Consider the following 17,706-nt stretch of genomic DNA (forward strand, 5'->3'; position numbering starts at 1 on the left):
AGTAAAAACAAACATTTCAATCCAGATGATTGTTTCTTATTTAAACTCAATATCATATGAAAAGAATATTTCCAATATCATTAATCGTGTTAACTTGCCTTTCTTTATCGAGCTGTTCGGTCATTGAAGGTATTTTCAAAGCAGGAGTTTGGTCAGGTATAATCATCGTTGTGGTCGTTGTTGCTTTAGTAATATGGCTACTAGCTAAACTTTTTGGTGGAGGTAGTAAAAACTAACATAACTTACAAGATATGCCTAAAAATATTTTAGGCATATTTTTTTAATTATATCTATGTTTCATTACTATTGAACTACTAAACTTTTTCAAACTTTCCATACAATTTCCAATAATATCGAATATCAGACAAGGAAAATAAACTTTTTTTCCAAGAGCTAAGAATCAGCGATATCTGTTCCCCATTTTGCTCATACTTCCCTACAAAAACTTCCTCTTCAGACAAAAACAAACCCAAGTTATTGTGAAGAAGATGCAGATATTCCATTTCAATACCTTCAAAAATTAGTATACTTTGCTCTTTAACTTCCAATTCCAATGGAGCGGCAATCAATTCTGAAAACTCAATGGCTAAAAACTTATGCTTACTTTGAATAGGAAGCTGAAGTTGTGGTGCGCCCTCTATTTGCTTTAACAAATCAGTATTGTTCATCATAACTTCTCGGGTCAATAAGGGAATACCTGCTAATTTTTTTGTGCTATTTGTTACAATAGCTGGTTCAAAATAATCACTGAAATTTAAAATTTGATTAACAGAAAGATTTTCTTGAATTAAACTCTGCAAAGGAATGCCAAAATAATTAGCAATTATCATTACTGTTTCTATTTTAGGCTCAGCTCTTAATTCTTCATAAGACGAAATATTACCTCTGCTTAGATTAAATAAATCAGCAAATGCTTGTTGGCTTAACCCTCTCACCTTTCTTAATTTCTTTATATTATTACCAATATTTGTCATTTTTAAAAAAATTAAAATTTTTTGCAAAATATTTTTGCAAAAATATTATCTTTATGCAAAGAATATATGCAATATATAAAAAACTAAATTATGTACTTCTCAAAAATTGAAAATTTTATTAGCAATATCGGATACGATATCTTTTATAAAGATGAGAAAGAAGGCGTTTTCATCATTCAAAATGAATTAGATGGCATTCACAATTTGATTGTAGGTATAGCTAATCCAATTTTAATTTTTGAACAATATTTATTTACAATTTCCAATGAAAGTATGGAATTGTTTAAATCACTACTCATTAAAAATAGGGACATGATCCACGGTGGTTTCGCGTTAACAGAAGACGGTAAAAAAGTAATTTTTAGATACACACTACAAATCAGCAATATTGACCAAAATGAATTTGATGCAGCCATCAATTCTTTAAGCTTATTAATCAGTGAGTATTACAATCAATTAATTAACTTCTCTAAATTATAGTAATTATGAATATTTTTAAAAGAATTTTCAGGATTGGTCAAGCGGAAATACACGCTGTCGTTGAAAAAATGGAAGATCCAATCAAAATGACGGAACAAGGTATCCGGGAAATGAAAGAAGATTTAGAACAAGCCCTTGAGGCATATGCTAAAGTAAAAGCATTAGCAATTCGTACCAAAAGCAATTTTGAGAAAAAACAAGAAGAAGCAAACCTGTTTGAAGGAAAAGCTATTCTCTTATTAAAGAAAGCACAGAATGGAGAACTTCAAGTTGATAAAGCTGAAAACTTAGCAAAAGAGGCTCTCTTATTAAAAAAGCAATTTATAGCAGAGGCGATAGAATTAGAAAAACAAAGTATAATTCATCTTCAGTCAGCAGACGAATTACATAAGAATGTAGATGTACTCAAATTCAACATTACGAAATGGGAAAGCGAATTAACCACATTAAAAGCTCGTGTAAAAGTGTCTAACGCCGCTAAGATGGTCAATAAGCAATTGGCGAATATTGATTCAAATAGTACCATATCTATGCTGGAACGAATGAAAGTTAAAGTAGAGGAAGATGAAGCGTTAGCAAAAGCATATGGCGAAATTGCACATGGGAATAAATCGATCATTGATGAAATCAATGAAACAATTTCAAATAAGGACTCCATCAATGCCGAACTAGAAGCTTTAAAATTAAAACTTAATAATGATGAGAAAATTTGAATACAAAACAATTAAAATCGAACCTAAAGGTTTTTGGGGGACAAAACTTGATGAAGATCGCATAGATGAAATACTTAACGAATTAGGTGCTCAGGGCTGGGAACTTGTATCGATGCAAGATTTAGAGATCGGCGGAAGTTCTTGGTCATTTCACTATACATTCAAAAGAGAATTATAACAAAACCGACCCCATTATGAGCGAATTATTCAACCTCCTTTTCAATCCAGTATCCAACGGTATCATGACTGTACTGACAGGAATTTCGCTGTTATATTGGATAATTATGTCCTTTGCGGGGGATGGATTACATCTCTTTGATGGCGATGTGGACCTGGATGGTCACCTCCACTCTACTGCTGATGTAACAGACGTAGACAGTTCACAAGATTTACATCACCATTCGGACGCCGATACACATATAGAGCCATCTTTTTTCGCAAAAGCAATGGATTTCATTAATGTTGGCAAAGTTCCTATTATGATCATCGTTACACTTTTCAAATTTATTGGATGGATCATCACGATCATTTCTTCATTACTTTTAAATACCGCCACCTGGGGACTGAAATCCCTTTTTATTTTAATTCCTATATTTTTCATCACTTTTATATTAATGCATTTTTTCACTAAACCTCTTGCAAAACTTTTTAAAAACATTGGATATCATGGGGAAGAACCGATTGATTTCCTTGGGAGAATAGGAAAAATGAAAGCAACAATAGAAGGAAAAAAACTGGGATCAGCAGAATTTTTGATCGAAAGAGATCCTATACGGCTTTATGTAGAAAGTCTAAATGGAGAAAAAATAGAATATGGAGATGAAGTCATTATTGTTGATGAATCAAAAGACAAAAAAATATATTACGTAACCAAAGAAATAACCATTCACAATATTTAATTATTAACCATGCAGTTACAAACTCTTTTATTTATAGATGGGATAACAGGTCTCATCCTCTTGATTGTAGGAATTATAGTTTTACTAATTTTTGCATTTTTCATTGTATTAAGTGCTTTCTACAAAAAAATTCCACAAGGAAAAGCAATAGTAAGAACTGGGATTGGCGGGACAAATGTTGCTTTCAACAAAGGGATGTATGTCATTCCAGTTTTTCACAAAATGGAGATAATGGATATTTCAGTAAAAAAGATTGAAATATCCAGAATGCAGCACGATGGATTAATATGTAAGGACAATATTCGTGCTGATATTAAGGTCGCATTTTTTGTGCGTGTTAATAAGTCTGTTGATGATGTAATCAGTGTAGCACAAAATTTAGGATGTGAGCGCGCGAGTGATCCAGATACGTTAAAAAGTATTTTTGAATCCAAATTTTCAGAAGCACTAAAAACTGTAGGAAAAAAATTCGACTTTATTGAATTGTACGAAGCTCGACGGGAATTTAGAAATGAAATTCTAAATATTATTGGGACAGATTTGAATGGCTATATATTAGACGACTGTGCAATCGATTATTTAGAACAAACAGAATTGAAATTTTTAAGTCCAGATAATATTTTAGATTCACAAGGTATCCGTAAAATCACTGAACTAACTGCAGCTCAGAATATTCATGCCAATTTAATACGTCGTGATGAAGAAAAAGTAATTAAAAAACAGAATGTAGAAACGCGTGAGGCAATACTTGAGTTAGATCGACAATTAGCTGAAAAAGAAGAGAAACAACGTCGCGAAATCGACAATATTAAAGCTCGTGAAGATGCTGAAATAGCGAAAGTTAGAGAAGAAGAGCGTCTAAAATCCGAAACTGTCCGCATCTCTACAGAAGAACAGTTAGCTATTCAAGAAGAAAATAAGCTTCGTCAGATTATCATTGCAGAGAAAAACAAATTACGTACTAGTGCGGTTGAAACTGAACGTGTGGAAAAAGATCGTGCACTGGAAGAGACAGAGCGAATAAGAATTGTCACATTAGCACAAATTGATAAGGAACGTTCAATTGAAATCGAAAAGAAAAATATTCAAAATGTAATCAAAGAGCGTGTTCAACTCGAAAAAGGTGTTGTAGAAGAACAACAAGGTGTCAAAGATATAGAGGTATTCCGTGAAGTTGAACGAAAAAAACAAGCAGGTGTTATTGCGGCATCACAAGAAGCCGAAGAGCGTCTAATATCAACTGTCAAAGCTGCTGAAGCAGATAAAATAGCTTCTGAACAAAAAGCTGAGCAAGATGTTATTTTTGCGGAGTCCCGCAGAAAAGTTGCCGAGAAAAAAGCGCAAGAGTTATTAATCGATGCTGATGCGAAAAAAGAAGCATCAGTAAAAGAAGCAGAAGGTCGTAAAATAATTGCCGAAGCACAAGCGAAAGAGGATGCTACTTTAGGTCTATCTGAGGCAGAAGTTATGATAGCGAAAGCAGAAGCAATTCAAATACAGGGTACTGCAGAGGCATCTATCATCGAGAAAAAAGCTGAAGCAAGCCGTAAGCAGGGAATAATGGAGGCAGAGGTAACGCGAGAGAAAGCAATTGCTGAAGCCACGGGTATTCAAGAAAAAGCTGAAGCAATGAAAAAGTTAGATGGTGTTGGAAGAGATCACGAAGAATTCAAGCTTCAACTACAAAAAGAAAAAGATATTGAATTGGCTCAAATAGGCATTCAAAAAGATATCGCAGCTTCACAAGCATCTGTATTGGCAGAAGCGTTAAAAACTGCAAAAATTGATATCGTTGGAGGTGAGACTATGTTCTTCGAAAACATTGTACGCCAAGTTTCTAATTCCAAAGGATTTGATCATTTAATCAATAATTCAAAACATGCAACAGACATCAAAAATTCATTGTTAGGTCCAGACGGAAAAGGTGATCTGGCAGAAAAAGTACGTGGCTTAGCCGATAAATATGGTATTTCATCTAATGATATCAAAAATCTAACTGTCTCCGCTGCCTTGGTTCAATTACAACAAGCAGCCAAAAATGCGGATGATAATGAAGATACTAATTTCATCAACTCGTTATTCGGTTTAGCCAAAAACTTAGGAATATCAAACAAAAAATTGATCTAATTTTTACACATATGTCAACTTGATAACGGATTGTTTTCAAGTTGACAACGATATAATTAGCTTTATTACACTGTTCATAATATAGTATTTTCCAAAGATGATTTAGATTTTCACCATTGTAAATGTAACATTGACTTCACCAAATGAAAATCATAAAGTCAATACATTAACTATATACTAACACAGGTAGAAAGTAGAATTCAACACGGATTAAATAGTCCACGATTATTTTCGAATTATGCAAGAAACACAAGCGAACAACGATACTTTAGACTCTGGATCTTACGAAATTATCAGAAAACGTCTTCAACATCAAAAAGAAACGCTTTCCGATAAATTACAATTATTAAATACCGCCAGAAAAGAAATATTTAATTCGACCAACTTTATATTAAAGGCAAATCAACGTATATCAACAGATAATAACTGCGTATCAAGAGGTATTTTAGCAATTGGTAATATCTGCATATTCGGATATAATGTACATTTTGGATTACGAACCGAAATTCAGTTACAAGACGTATTTAGCATCTATTTATTTGAAGATAATCAATTTATTCCCCAAGATCTTGATTTCATAAATGATATAAATTTTGTTAATGATTACCAAAATCTATACAAATATTATAGAGATTCAATTTTTTCCAAATTTAGAAAAACAGAGAACTATTTATATATGATCTTTCAAACCACCAAGAATGAACAAGATCTAAAAGCATTTAAATGGTTGATTAAAGATGGAAAATTAACTTATTTAGATGATCGAAGTATACATGAAGTTAAAAAAGCAAATCAACATGAATTTGATTGGACAAAAACTACCCTTGAAGATCGAAGATTGGGTCGGTTTCCCCATATTTCTATCTTAGATAAGGTATTTATTGAAGCAATTCATGGTGATATAACATTTAAAATTGAAAATAATACAGAGTCAGGTAAAGGAATTTATTCTGAAAAGGTTAGTAATCTTGATCAACAGCTAGATGATGCAGAATACCATTATGCTGACTTAGGTAATATGATTGCTCTTAGGATCAAACCCTTTCAAGAAGAATTTCGCGCTTACATTTTCAACATCAGAACTAAAGAGGTTGTCAACCTAAAAACGCTCAATGAATCTGCTATTTTGCTACCAGATAATCAAGGAATTATTTTCTCAAATGGATATTATCTTCAAAATGGCACACATAAAACCTTTGAGAATAACCTTGAAAATGTTCAGTTTCTAAAAAAAGTAATCTCTCCTAACGGAGAAGACTACCTATATGTTTTCACACATGAGCAGTCGAATACATACATTTTAATGTCTTACAATATTATTCAACAATCTGTAGAAACCCCAATCGTTTGCAATGGATTTACCATATTTAAAGATGGAAGCTTAATCTATTTTCGTACAGAAAATGAAGCGACGCGCCACCATCAAGTACAAATATGGGAGACTCCATACATGGCTGTTCTGAAAGAAAATGCATCGCGCAGAGATGATCCCTTATACAAAATTGGCAATAAAGATATTGTCCAAGCGATGTCTGAAGTTCAAGAAGTCATTCAACTGATTAACAAAGAAGATTCCTATGAAGGCCTATATGAGGATATTCTAAAAAAATCAAATTCCATCATTGATTCGTACTTCTGGGTCCATGATGAGGCTCTTCAAAATCTTGGTACACCATTACAACATATAAAAGAAATTGCGAACACAGCGATCGACGAGTTCGTTAAGGTACAGATTCAGCGTAAACATGCGGAAGAGATTCTAACAGCAATAGAAAAAAAAATAGAAGATCTTGTTTTTAAAGTCAATAGTTCGATTTATGAACAGTTAGATCAACTGGTACATAATTTATCACATACACGTAAATTACAAGGTGAGGTCATTGACTTGCGCAATGTAAAGTATATTGAAAACAATCGGATAAATGAACTAGAGGAACAGCTTCACCACATAGCGACTAATCTTTCTGAGAAAACAATACAGTTCTTATTACAGGAAGCTGCACTTACATCATATGAACAGAAGGTTGTCATCCAAAAGAATGAAGTCGACAAAGTAACAAAAGCTATCGATGCCAAAGCCATAGAGGATGGATGTAAAGCTATTTCTAGTGATTTGGAATTATTAATTGATATACTTCATAGCTTAAAGATTGATGACACAACACATACAACAAAGATAATTGAAAAAATATCAGTTATTTTCGCTTCATTAAATGAGGTTCGAGCCCAATTAACACGTAAATTAAATACACTAAAAAGTTCTGAAGCCATTGCAGAATTTTCGGCTCAACTCACTTTGTTAGAGCAATCAATTGTTAACTACTTGGAATTATCAACTTCGGCAGAAAAAGTTGACGAGTATTATACTAAGATTGTTGTAAACTTAGAAGAACTCGAAAGCAAGTTTTCTGAATTTGACGAATTTGCTTTAAAAATCGCTGATAAGCGCGATGAAATCATTAAAGCTTTCAACGGGAAACGCGAATATATTATTGAACAAATCAATAAACGCGCCTCTTCTCTTGAACAGATAGCACTGCGTGTCCTTAAAAACATCGAAAATAAGGCAAAATCTTTACTCACGAAAGAAGAGATTTTAAGTTTTTACTCGACCGACTTAATGATCGACAAGATTCGTCATATTATTTCAGAACTGAAAACAATACAAGATGTATCTAAAGCCGAAAGCCTTGAGAATTTACTTAAGAAATCACAAGAAGATGCGTTAAGAGTTTTAAGAGATAAGTCCGAACTATATGTTGAAGGTGAAAATATAATTAAACTTGGCAAAAACAAATTCACAGTTAATAACCAACGCTTAGGTCTAACATTAATACGGCGTCAAGACGAACTATATTATCATTTGACAGGAACTAGTTTCTATCAAAAAGTGACCGCCCAAGAGATCAATATTTATAAAGATATTTGGGAACAAGAAATTATTTCTGAGAATAAACTTGTGTATCGTGCCGAATATTTAGCTTATAAAACTTTCCTAGCATCACAATCCAAAAGCAATTTTAATGCAGAAAAATTCATTAATCAAGCTGTAGAACAAAACTATGTAGAATCTTATATCAAAGGTGTTCACAATTTTGATGCCCTTCAGATCTACGAACAACTTCACACCCTAGGGGAAAAATTAGATGTATTAAAGTTTGATCCTGAAACAAGAACATTAGCCCATTTTTTTTGGCAGCAATTGGACCAATCCGTTCGTTCTAAATTAATAGCTCTTATCCGATCATCTAATCAAATCCTTAAGAATTTTCCAAATTCAAATCGATACGAAAGTATACTAAAGGAAATGAATGATGAGGTCAATCGTTGGGAAACACACCTGGATCTATCGCAAATAAACAAAGAGAACATTGCAAAATACCTTTTTAAAACATTTAGCAAATTCAATAAATTATCATTGTCCGACTTTGCCGATCATTTAAAACAAGAGTTTACGCGTTACCTACATGATAGAAAGACCTTAAAAGATTTTGAAGGAGATATAAACAATGAAGGTTTCAGTCTTATAGATCGTTATTATTTAATTCAGAACTGGCTATATGCTTTTATTGAGAGCAATGATCATTTAATTAAATTTGAAAAATACATTAATGAAACCGCAGCATTAATCTTGTTTGATCAGATTGATTACGAACTTATTATAGCCAAGGATCAACTTTCAGTAGCGAATTTGAAAGGAAGTCATCCAGTGATCACAAATGAAAGTTATCAAATAGATTTTCACTCTTTCATTCAAAAATTAGAAAAATTTCACGATATAGATATACCTCGTTTCGAGTCATTTAACATATTAAAAGAAAAATTAAGCACAGCCTATAAAAAAGAACTAAAAATAAACGAATTCGAACCAAAAGTATTGAGTTCGTTTGTTCGAAATAAATTGATTAATGATGTTTACTTTCCTTTAATAGGAACAAATTTTGCAAAGCAATTAGGTGTGGCTGGAGAAAATAAACGTACAGCAAAAATGGGAATGCTTCTTCTCATTTCTCCTCCCGGGTATGGTAAAACAACATTGATGGAGTATTTAGCAAAAACAATGGGGCTACACTTTGTGAAAATCAATGGTCCCACAATCGGTCACACCATTACATCGATCGACCCTTCTGAAGCTAAAACATCTGGTGAACGAGAGGAGCTTAAAAAAATTAATCTAGCCTTTGAAATGGCAGACAATGTGATGCTGTACCTGGATGACATCCAACATCTCAATCCTGAGTTTCTTCAAAAATTCATATCACTAGCCGATGGACAAAGAAAGATTGACGGTATTTTTGAAGGAGAAAGCAAGACTTACGATCTTCGCGGAAATCGATTTTGTATCGTAATGGCGGGAAATCCTTATACAGAGAGTGGCTCAAAATTTAGAATCCCTGATATGCTAGCCAATCGAGCTGATGTATACAACTTAGGAGATGTTATAGGAGATACAGATTACTTATTCAATTTAAGCTTAATTGAAAATGCTGCTGTTGAAAATCCTGCAATTGACAAAATTGCAAGTAAAAGTTTCAAAGATTTTTACGCGCTCATACGGTATATAGAAAATAGAGAAGAACAATTACCAGAGTTAGAAGGAAACTATTTGAAGCAAGACGTTGATGACTTCCTTGCAGTCTTGCAGCATCTTCTTAAGATTCGTAATATCGTCATAAAAGTAAATCAAAGCTACATCAACAGTGCTGCTATGCAAGATAATTATCGAACAGAGCCTCCCTTTAAATTACAGGGTTCTTATCGAAATATGAGCAAACTGGTCGCCCAAGTCGTTCCTATCATGAACGATCAAGAAATTAATCAGCTTATTTTAACACATTATGAAAGTGAATCACAAACGCTTACTGCAGATACAGAATCAAATTTATTAAAGCTTAAAGAGTTAACAGATATCTTAACAAAAGAGGAAAAAGAGCGCTGGGAAGCAATCAAAAAGGTTTTTCAAAAAGACAATAAGCATGGTGCTCTAGGTAAAGATGATAAAATGTTTGCTCAATTATTGGAATTTAATGAAAACTTACAGGGCATAATCAATGCTATCAGTAAGAAATAAAATCGGTAACATAATAAAGATTAAGATTATTCTATCTTCTTAAGATAAAAGAGGCAATCATTAAAAATGAATGCCTCTTCTATTTTATTGCTGTAAGATTTACTTAGTCGCTGCTCCAGTAATTTCAGTAGCCAATTTTTGAGTATACTCAGCCCACAATTTAGCATCATCAGCTGTAAACTTACTCGCAGCGGTAGCTGTTTTAGTAGCCCACTCTTGTTGTTTAGTTGCTAATTCTTGAAGCTTAGTCGCATCACCACCTTTAGCGGCAGCAACATACTCATTCACAAATTTTGTATAATCATCAGCCAATTGCTGTACTTCCGGAGAACTAAATTTAGGTACTGTAGTTGTCGAAGTAGTCTCTGTAGTAGTTGTTGTCGCAACACCATTATCAGTGTTAACTTGAGTAGTTGTATCTTTTACTTCTACTTTTTTGCTATCCGTATTATTACATGACGCAAAAATAATGACTGCAGCTGCAGCAGATAAAATCAATTTCTTCATAAAATTATAAGTTTAAAATAAATAAAATTACGTTAATTTAAAATAAAGATCAGACAATATATTTTAAAATATAACAAATGCTAAAGCATAAAATAAAAAATCAGAAAGAAAGATCTTTTATACCCCTAAAGCACAATAAAGAGCTTTGAAATTTAATTTGAAATATTGGATAATTGTAACAATAATATAGACTTATAGATCTATATTATAGGAAATCCCTTTTATTTAATGAAATACGGAATTCACCTATCATATTAATGGACAATGCTTTACCATCGCCCTCCCGCGCCTCCACCTCCAGAAGATCCTCCACCAAAACTTCCACCACCCGAACCACTAGACCTGCCCGATCCACCACTTGAACTGCTTGATGATGACCTCACCAATCTCGGCGTACTCTGAGTTCCATGAGAGATTGTATAACCACAATATTTACATAGATCATACTTTTCTTCCAATCCACCAGAACTATAGGTCGCCTTTGTAATAGTTTTACGTAAATCTTTTTCAAATGTTTTATAATGGCATTGTGGACATAGTTCGATAGTTTTATTTTCATCCCAGGGAATCAATTTAGTCTCATTAGTTTTACTATTAACCCAGACTTCATAATCACGGCTATTAATTTTCTCTTCCATTAATTGACCTGCATCCAGGTAATTTCTCATTTTTGAATCCGCATTATCTCTATTTATACGCAACCAATTACCAGAATTATCTGGGGGTAATAACCGTCCTTCATATTTATATAATCTTTTATTTGACTTGCCAAAATCTATCCAAGCCAAAGGACTTACTAATATTGGAAGAAAGTTCCATCTCAAAAATTTACGAATTGCTTGCTGAATATTTTCCTCATCCTTATAAGAATTCATAACAGTCGTTACGCCCGCATTATACTTCATAGCAAGAGTTATGATACCGAACACGAGAATGAAATAAGGTAAATTCCTAACTTGATAAACTTGTTCAAAATTTTCAAAAACAAATGCAAAAATAAAAGACGTAAAAAACATCAGCATACCCATACACCCACAACCGCTTACTAACGGAGGAAAATAACTACTTTTTTTTGTAATCTTTCCCTTTGTGATTTTAGTCACAACTGATATCCAAACATATAAGATTACAAAAGCAAAAAGAACTAGTAATGAATTTTTTAAATGTGGATTTTTAAAATTCCAGAAAGGTATTGTTTCTGGCATTAAGCGATCCAATTCTGTTCGTGCATCTGGAGCAGTCAGGATAGTCTGGATAAATCGTGAACATTCTAAAACGCCACGATCATAATCCTCCGCTTTAAAATTGGGAACTAAAAACTTTTCACCTATCCGCTTAAGATAGGCATCCGGCAATATACCCTCCATACCATATCCAGATATAAATCGATACTCATGTCTGTTTTTAGCAATAAAAAGAAGTAATCCATTATTACTCTCTTTTTTACCAATTCCCCAAGCACTAAATAAATTTAATGCAAAATCAAAATCACTATCTCCGACATAGTCATTAACTATTACAATCGCAAATTCACATTTTGTGATCGAATCGACCTGCCAAGAAATAACATCTAGTTCTTCTACTACATGATTAGAAATAATTTGATCCGGATTTGAAACAAAATAATTTTGTCCCTTAATTTTAGGATTAGGAAGATCTTCAATGCCATATTGAGCAAAAGAAAATGAGGGCCCATGAATTAATACAAGGGTAAGAACTGTGAAAATAATTTTTTTAAAAATTCTTGACATAAACTAAATTTAGTATTTTAATTTGAACCAAAAAACATTTAATATTCTTCATAAATAAAATATCGCAATGAAGGCTACTCGATATCAATACATTCAAAAAAAAGAGGTAAGTATTTTGGATACTTACCTCTCAATTAGCGATTAAAAGATTAGAAAAATTATTTTTCGATATCTTTTAAGCTATTCATCTTTTTATATTCTAGGAAACCTTTAATATCTGTAAAGTGTTCACGAACACGTTTATTTCCAAATTCAAAGACTTTATGAGCTAATCCATCTAAGAAATCTCGATCGTGAGACACCAAGATCAATGTTCCATCAAAATCTTGAAGAGCATCTTTAATAATATCTTTAGTCTTCATATCCAAGTGATTGGTAGGCTCATCTAGTATAAGAACATTTACAGGTTCCAATAGCAATTTAATCATGGCCAAACGAGTTTTTTCACCTCCTGACAAGACTTTTACTTTTTTTGTAGTATCATCTCCGCTAAACATGAAAGCGCCGAGCAAATCTTTAATTTTCACGCGGACATCGCCTACTGCAATCTGATCAATCGTGTCGAAAACAGTAAGTTCTCCATCCAATAACGCGGCCTGATTTTGTGCAAAATAGCCAATCTTAGCATTGTGACCAATTTTCAAACTACCTTCGTAATCAATCTCTCCCATAATTGCTTTAATCATAGTTGATTTTCCTTCTCCATTTTTACCCACAAAAGCAACTTTTTCGCCACGTTCAATAACCATATCTGCTTTTTGAAAAACAACATGTTCATCATATTTTTTTGTAAGCTCCTCAACCATAACAGGATATTGTCCTGAACGAGGTGAAGGTGGAAATTTTAATCTCAAAGCAGATGTATCAACCTCATCGATCTCAATTACTTCCAATTTCTCTAACATTTTAACACGTGATTGTACTTGGAGCGTCTTTGAATAAGTTCCTCTAAAACGGTCTATGAATTCTTGATTATCAGCAATAAATCTTTGTTGCTCTTCATAAGCCTTTAATTGGTGTAGACGACGATCTTTACGTAACTCAAGATAATGACTGTACTTAGCCTTATAATCATAGATACGACCCATCGTTACTTCAATTGTTCGATTTGTAATGTTATCGACAAAAGCTCTATCATGAGAAATAACAATGACAGCTTTTGCAGAATTCATCAAGAAATCCTCTAGCCATTGAATACTCTCAATATCCATATGATTGGTCGGTTCATCCAATAAAATTAAATCTGGTTTTTTCAAGAGAATCTTCGCCAGTTCAATTCGCATGCGCCATCCTCCAGAAAATTCAGAAGTTTGACGAGTAAAATCTGTGCGTTCAAATCCCAATCCTTTTAGTACCTTCTCGACTTCAGCATCGTAATTAACCTCTTCAATTGAATAAAACTTTTCACTTAGTTCAGACACTCTTTCAATCAGCTTCATGTAATCATCAGTTTCGTAGTCTGTTCTTACATTAAGTTGTTCATTTAGTTCCTCTAACTCATCCCGCATCTGATAAACTTCTCCAAATGCTTTAGATGTCTCTTCAAAAACAGTAACATTATCTTCTGTTAATAAATGTTGGGGTAAGTATGCAATAACTGCATCTTTCGGTCCCGAAACATTACCTGTTGTAGGTTTATCTGCACCAGCAATAATCTTCAATAATGTTGATTTACCTGCACCATTTTTTCCCATTAAAGCAATCTTATCATTTTCATTGATTGAAAATGACACATCACTAAAAAGAGTTGTTCCTCCGAAGGAAACTGAAATATTATTTACGTTAATCACTTTTATTCGCTTATATTTTCCGCAAAGATAAGCGAATCAATCTTATAAATATAGTACCCACCATTTTTATGGATGATTATACCTAACAACTACAAGAAAAAACAAGAATTATGGTCAATAATTTTCAGCATATATCTTTATTGATAATTGAATATCATTTCCTATAAAAGAAATAATAATAGTAATTTTCAATTTTGTGTATCTTTGCCTCATGCGATTTGATATAATTACCGTACTTCCAAGTCTATTAGATAGTCCTTTTGCACATTCTATTTTGCAACGGGCACAAAAAAAAGGTTTAGCAGAAATTGTTGTACACAATCTACGTGATTACGCGACAAATAAGCAGAAAAGTGTTGATGATTATCCCTATGGAGGAGGTTCTGGTATGGTTATGCAGATCGAGCCCTTTGCGGCTTGTATAGAAAAACTACAAGCAGAACGCACGTATGATGAAATTATCTTCATGTCTCCTGATGGCGAAACACTCAATCAAGAAATCGCGAATAATTTATCTACAAAAGGTAACATGATGATTCTTTGTGGCCACTACAAAGGTATTGATCAACGAATTAGAGACATCTATGTTACAAAAGAAATTTCTGTGGGTGATTATGTTTTATCTGGAGGAGAATTACCAGCGGCAATTTTAACAGATGCCATTATAAGATTAATACCTGGAGTTTTATCAGATGAAACTTCCGCTTTATCCGATTCTTTTCAAGACGGATTACTTGATGCGCCCATTTATACGCGTCCTGCAGACTGGAAAGGACATAAAGTTCCAGATGTATTACTTAGTGGACATGAAGCTAAAATATTGCAATGGAGAGACGAACAGCAGCTTATCCGCACCCGAGAAAGAAGACCAGATTTATTAAATGACTAATAAATTTCAGATTTTATTGATTATTTATCATAAAAAGTTTGCTTAATCATTTTTTTTTATAAATTTGTGATACAATGACGACAGTTAGAACATATACAAATTGGTGGTGGCCTGAAGCAATAAGCATCGGGGACTAATTGGTATTGTCAAAATATTTCATAATCAACCAAAACCATTTATGGAAGTTCAAACCCGATGCGACTCAGTATCGGGTTTTTTTATGTTTAAAAAATTAAGAATAAAATGAAATACACGTTTAAAACAAATCTCAAAAAATTGCTTGCTGATACGACAACTCCGGTTAGCATCTATCTCAGATTACGTGACGTCTTTCCAAATAGCATTTTACTAGAAAGTTCGGATTACCACAGCAGAGACAACAATATAAGTTACATCTGTTGCCAGTCCATTGCGCATATCAAACTTGATAATACGCAATTAGAAATTGCATATCCGAACGAAAAAGTCATCCTTAAAAATAAGGAAGAAATTAATTTAAAAGAGGAGGTTGCTACATTCAGAAAAGCATTTGGCGAACCCATTTCAACAGAACGTAACATTATTTCAAATGGTCTTTTTGGTTATTTCACATTTGATGCCATCGAACATTTCGAAGATATCAAGTTAACTACGGCTCCAAGTCCAAAACTGGATATTCCACATTTACAGTATCATGTTTATAAATACGTGATAGCAATAGACCATTTTAGAAATGAACTATTTGTATTTGAACATTTATTAAATGATGAAGAATCCGAATTAGATAAACTACAGTATTTAATACAAAATAAGAACTTTCCCGAATATACATTTCGTAGAACTGGAGAAGAGGCGTCCAATAGATCAGATGAAGAACATCGCGAATTGGTCAAAAAAGTAAAAGAACATATTCAAAGAGGTGATGTTTTTCAAATTGTTCCATCACGCGCATTTTCAACGCCTTTTCTAGGCGATGAGTTCAATGTATATCGTGCTTTACGTTCCATCAACCCCTCCCCCTACTTATTCTACTTTGACTACGGAAATTTCAAACTATTTGGGTCTTCTCCAGAAGCACAATTGACCATTAAAAATGGAGAAGCAACAATTTATCCAATTGCAGGTACTTTTAAACGGACCGGTAATATGGAGGAGGATATTAAAATAGCCGAAGAACTTAAAAATGACCCTAAAGAATCCGCTGAACATGTCATGCTCGTAGATCTTGCAAGAAACGATTTAAGCAGACATTGTAACCAAGTTGAGGTAAAATCTTATAAGGAAGCACAATACTATTCCCATGTAATCCACTTAGTTTCAAAAGTTTCAGGCAAATTAAAACCAGGAGTCAATCCTTTTGATGTTGTGGGTGATACTTATCCGGCAGGAACACTGAGTGGTGCCCCTAAACATATGGCGCTTACTTTAATAGATCGTTATGAAGGCCAACAAAGATCATTCTATAGCGGTGCAATTGGATATATGGGTTTTAATGGCGATTTTAATCATGCTATTATGATTCGTTCATTTTTAAGTAAACAAAATCTATTGAATTACCAAGCAGGAGGAGGAATTGTATTAGATTCAGATCCAGAGATGGAATTACAAGAAGTAAATAATAAAATAGCAGCTTTGAGAAAAGCATTAGAATTAGCAGAAACGTTATGATTAGACCTTTAGAATATTGTGACAATCTATCACACATTCGTAGTTCAATTGACTGTATCGACTATAGAATCATTGAACTTATTGCACAACGGGCGCAATATGTACAACAAGCCGCTCAATATAAATCTTCATTAGAAGAAGTTAAAGCGGAACAAAGAGTAATTAACATGTTCGAGCAAAGAAATGATTGGGCAACTAATTTTAAAATTGAAGGAAAACTCGTAGAAAGTGTATTCCAATCAATCATCAATCACTTCATTAATAAAGAAACAGAAATTTTCCATGAGCAATCATAAAATATTAGTAATCGACAATTACGATTCGTTCACCTACAATTTGGTTCATCTATTACAAGAATGTGATCAAGAATATACAGTATGGAGAAATGATAAATTCAAATTAGAAGAGGTAGCTGCTTTTGATAAAATTTTATTGTCGCCAGGTCCAGGTATTCCCGAAGAAGCCGGTCTGTTATTAGATGTCATCCGCACATATGCGGATACAAAAAGTATATTAGGCATTTGCCTTGGCCAACAAGCCATTGCCGAAGTTTTTGGAGGTAAACTTTATAATATGCCGAGACCGCTACATGGAGTGGCAACAGATCTAATTATTACAGATCATTCAGAAAAACTATTTGAAGATTACGCTAGTCACAGTAAAATTGCACGTTATCATTCCTGGGCTGTCGAAACTTCATCTCTTCCTGAAACCTTAAAAGTAACCGCAACAGATGAAGATGGTGTTATCATGGCACTGTCCCATAGGACCCTTGACGTAAAAGGATTACAATTTCATCCAGAATCTGTTTTGACAGAGAATGGGAAAAAACTAATTGAAAACTGGTTAAAAAAATAG

General features: G+C 33.3%; 15 protein-coding genes. 11 read left to right on the top strand and 4 right to left on the bottom strand.

The genetic code is table 11. The features are described 5' to 3' along the window. The first annotated feature begins 56 nt into the window (after nt 1-56). A complete protein-coding gene (locus tag JAZ75_RS05145) occupies nt 57-236 on the top strand; it encodes a hypothetical protein (RefSeq protein ID WP_084825378.1) in 180 nt (59 codons plus the stop codon). A 78-nt stretch (nt 237-314) separates the two neighbouring features. Here the strand turns inward: JAZ75_RS05145 and JAZ75_RS05150 are convergent, their stop codons facing one another. Beyond that, the gene (locus JAZ75_RS05150) at nt 315-974 is read right to left on the bottom strand and encodes a helix-turn-helix domain-containing protein (protein ID WP_132771562.1); all 660 of its coding nucleotides are present in this window, start codon (nt 972-974) and stop codon (nt 315-317) included. A gap of 90 nt (nt 975-1,064) precedes the next feature. On the opposite strand from JAZ75_RS05150, the gene JAZ75_RS05155 reads away from it, so the two are divergent. The 6 genes from JAZ75_RS05155 to JAZ75_RS05180 all read left to right on the top strand — a co-directional run bounded on the left by JAZ75_RS05155 (nt 1,065) and on the right by JAZ75_RS05180 (nt 10,264). Further along, nucleotides 1,065-1,454 (top strand): YbjN domain-containing protein, encoded by a 390-nt coding sequence (locus JAZ75_RS05155; protein WP_021192378.1) that lies wholly within the window; start codon nt 1,065-1,067, stop codon nt 1,452-1,454. Between the two features lie 5 nt (nt 1,455-1,459). Continuing rightward, nucleotides 1,460-2,167, top strand: coding sequence for a PspA/IM30 family protein (locus JAZ75_RS05160; RefSeq protein ID WP_021192377.1), 708 nt, complete (start codon nt 1,460-1,462; stop codon nt 2,165-2,167). Next, a complete protein-coding gene (locus JAZ75_RS05165; protein ID WP_206368603.1) occupies nt 2,151-2,345 on the top strand; it encodes a DUF4177 domain-containing protein in 195 nt (64 codons plus the stop codon). Before JAZ75_RS05160 ends, JAZ75_RS05165 begins: the two co-directional genes overlap by 17 nt. Nucleotides 2,346-2,361: 16 nt before the next feature. Next, the gene (locus JAZ75_RS05170; protein ID WP_183916282.1) at nt 2,362-3,066 is read left to right on the top strand and encodes an OB-fold-containig protein; all 705 of its coding nucleotides are present in this window, start codon (nt 2,362-2,364) and stop codon (nt 3,064-3,066) included. 9 nt (nt 3,067-3,075) lie between these two features. Beyond that, nucleotides 3,076-5,193, top strand: coding sequence for a flotillin family protein (locus tag JAZ75_RS05175; protein WP_208700431.1), 2,118 nt, complete (start codon nt 3,076-3,078; stop codon nt 5,191-5,193). Between the two features lie 238 nt (nt 5,194-5,431). Continuing rightward, nucleotides 5,432-10,264 (top strand): DNA repair ATPase, encoded by a 4,833-nt coding sequence (locus tag JAZ75_RS05180; RefSeq protein ID WP_208700433.1) that lies wholly within the window; start codon nt 5,432-5,434, stop codon nt 10,262-10,264. Between the two features lie 99 nt (nt 10,265-10,363). Here the strand turns inward: JAZ75_RS05180 and JAZ75_RS05185 are convergent, their stop codons facing one another. From JAZ75_RS05185 to JAZ75_RS05195, 3 genes are all read right to left on the bottom strand, one after another. After that, nucleotides 10,364-10,771: a hypothetical protein gene (locus tag JAZ75_RS05185; RefSeq protein ID WP_132771566.1), complete on the bottom strand. Its 408-nt coding sequence runs from the start codon at nt 10,769-10,771 to the stop codon at nt 10,364-10,366. Nucleotides 10,772-11,040: 269 nt separating this feature from the next. Then, the gene (locus JAZ75_RS05190) at nt 11,041-12,522 is read right to left on the bottom strand and encodes a TPM domain-containing protein (protein ID WP_208700435.1); all 1,482 of its coding nucleotides are present in this window, start codon (nt 12,520-12,522) and stop codon (nt 11,041-11,043) included. Nucleotides 12,523-12,680: 158 nt separating this feature from the next. Next, a complete protein-coding gene (locus JAZ75_RS05195) occupies nt 12,681-14,312 on the bottom strand; it encodes an ABC-F family ATP-binding cassette domain-containing protein (RefSeq protein ID WP_208700437.1) in 1,632 nt (543 codons plus the stop codon). A gap of 211 nt (nt 14,313-14,523) precedes the next feature. Between JAZ75_RS05195 and trmD the strand changes: the two genes are divergently transcribed. The 4 genes from trmD to JAZ75_RS05215 all read left to right on the top strand — a co-directional run bounded on the left by trmD (nt 14,524) and on the right by JAZ75_RS05215 (nt 17,706). Beyond that, the gene (gene trmD, locus JAZ75_RS05200) at nt 14,524-15,201 is read left to right on the top strand and encodes a tRNA (guanosine(37)-N1)-methyltransferase TrmD (protein ID WP_021192370.1); all 678 of its coding nucleotides are present in this window, start codon (nt 14,524-14,526) and stop codon (nt 15,199-15,201) included. 243 nt (nt 15,202-15,444) lie between these two features. Continuing rightward, nucleotides 15,445-16,848, top strand: coding sequence for an anthranilate synthase component I family protein (locus JAZ75_RS05205; protein WP_021192369.1), 1,404 nt, complete (start codon nt 15,445-15,447; stop codon nt 16,846-16,848). Further along, complete coding sequence (locus tag JAZ75_RS05210) at nt 16,845-17,144, top strand: chorismate mutase (RefSeq protein WP_021192368.1); 300 nt, start codon at nt 16,845-16,847, stop codon at nt 17,142-17,144. Before JAZ75_RS05205 ends, JAZ75_RS05210 begins: the two co-directional genes overlap by 4 nt. Then, a complete protein-coding gene (locus JAZ75_RS05215) occupies nt 17,131-17,706 on the top strand; it encodes an anthranilate synthase component II (protein ID WP_208700439.1) in 576 nt (191 codons plus the stop codon). The genes JAZ75_RS05210 and JAZ75_RS05215 overlap by 14 nt, the downstream gene beginning before the upstream one ends.

The organism is Sphingobacterium sp. UDSM-2020 (assembly GCF_016132525.1).
Classification (GTDB): Bacteria; Bacteroidota; Bacteroidia; order Sphingobacteriales; family Sphingobacteriaceae; genus Sphingobacterium; species Sphingobacterium anhuiense.

Bases quoted from the DNA above. Each gene is read 5' to 3' on its own strand.
- JAZ75_RS05165 (WP_206368603.1), top strand. From the start codon at position 2,151: ATGATGAGAAAATTTGAATACAAAACAATTAAAATCGAACCTAAAGGT.
- JAZ75_RS05170 (WP_183916282.1), top strand. From the start codon at position 2,362: ATGAGCGAATTATTCAACCTCCTTTTCAATCCAGTATCCAACGGTATC.
- JAZ75_RS05160 (WP_021192377.1), top strand. From the start codon at position 1,460: ATGAATATTTTTAAAAGAATTTTCAGGATTGGTCAAGCGGAAATACAC.
- JAZ75_RS05145 (WP_084825378.1), top strand. From the start codon at position 57: ATGAAAAGAATATTTCCAATATCATTAATCGTGTTAACTTGCCTTTCT.
- JAZ75_RS05175 (WP_208700431.1), top strand. From the start codon at position 3,076: ATGCAGTTACAAACTCTTTTATTTATAGATGGGATAACAGGTCTCATC.
- JAZ75_RS05190 (WP_208700435.1), bottom strand. From the start codon at position 12,522: ATGTCAAGAATTTTTAAAAAAATTATTTTCACAGTTCTTACCCTTGTA.
- JAZ75_RS05205 (WP_021192369.1), top strand. From the start codon at position 15,445: ATGAAATACACGTTTAAAACAAATCTCAAAAAATTGCTTGCTGATACG.
- JAZ75_RS05210 (WP_021192368.1), top strand. From the start codon at position 16,845: ATGATTAGACCTTTAGAATATTGTGACAATCTATCACACATTCGTAGT.
- trmD (WP_021192370.1), top strand. From the start codon at position 14,524: ATGCGATTTGATATAATTACCGTACTTCCAAGTCTATTAGATAGTCCT.
- JAZ75_RS05185 (WP_132771566.1), bottom strand. From the start codon at position 10,771: ATGAAGAAATTGATTTTATCTGCTGCAGCTGCAGTCATTATTTTTGCG.
- JAZ75_RS05155 (WP_021192378.1), top strand. From the start codon at position 1,065: ATGTACTTCTCAAAAATTGAAAATTTTATTAGCAATATCGGATACGAT.
- JAZ75_RS05180 (WP_208700433.1), top strand. From the start codon at position 5,432: ATGCAAGAAACACAAGCGAACAACGATACTTTAGACTCTGGATCTTAC.
- JAZ75_RS05215 (WP_208700439.1), top strand. From the start codon at position 17,131: ATGAGCAATCATAAAATATTAGTAATCGACAATTACGATTCGTTCACC.
- JAZ75_RS05150 (WP_132771562.1), bottom strand. From the start codon at position 974: ATGACAAATATTGGTAATAATATAAAGAAATTAAGAAAGGTGAGAGGG.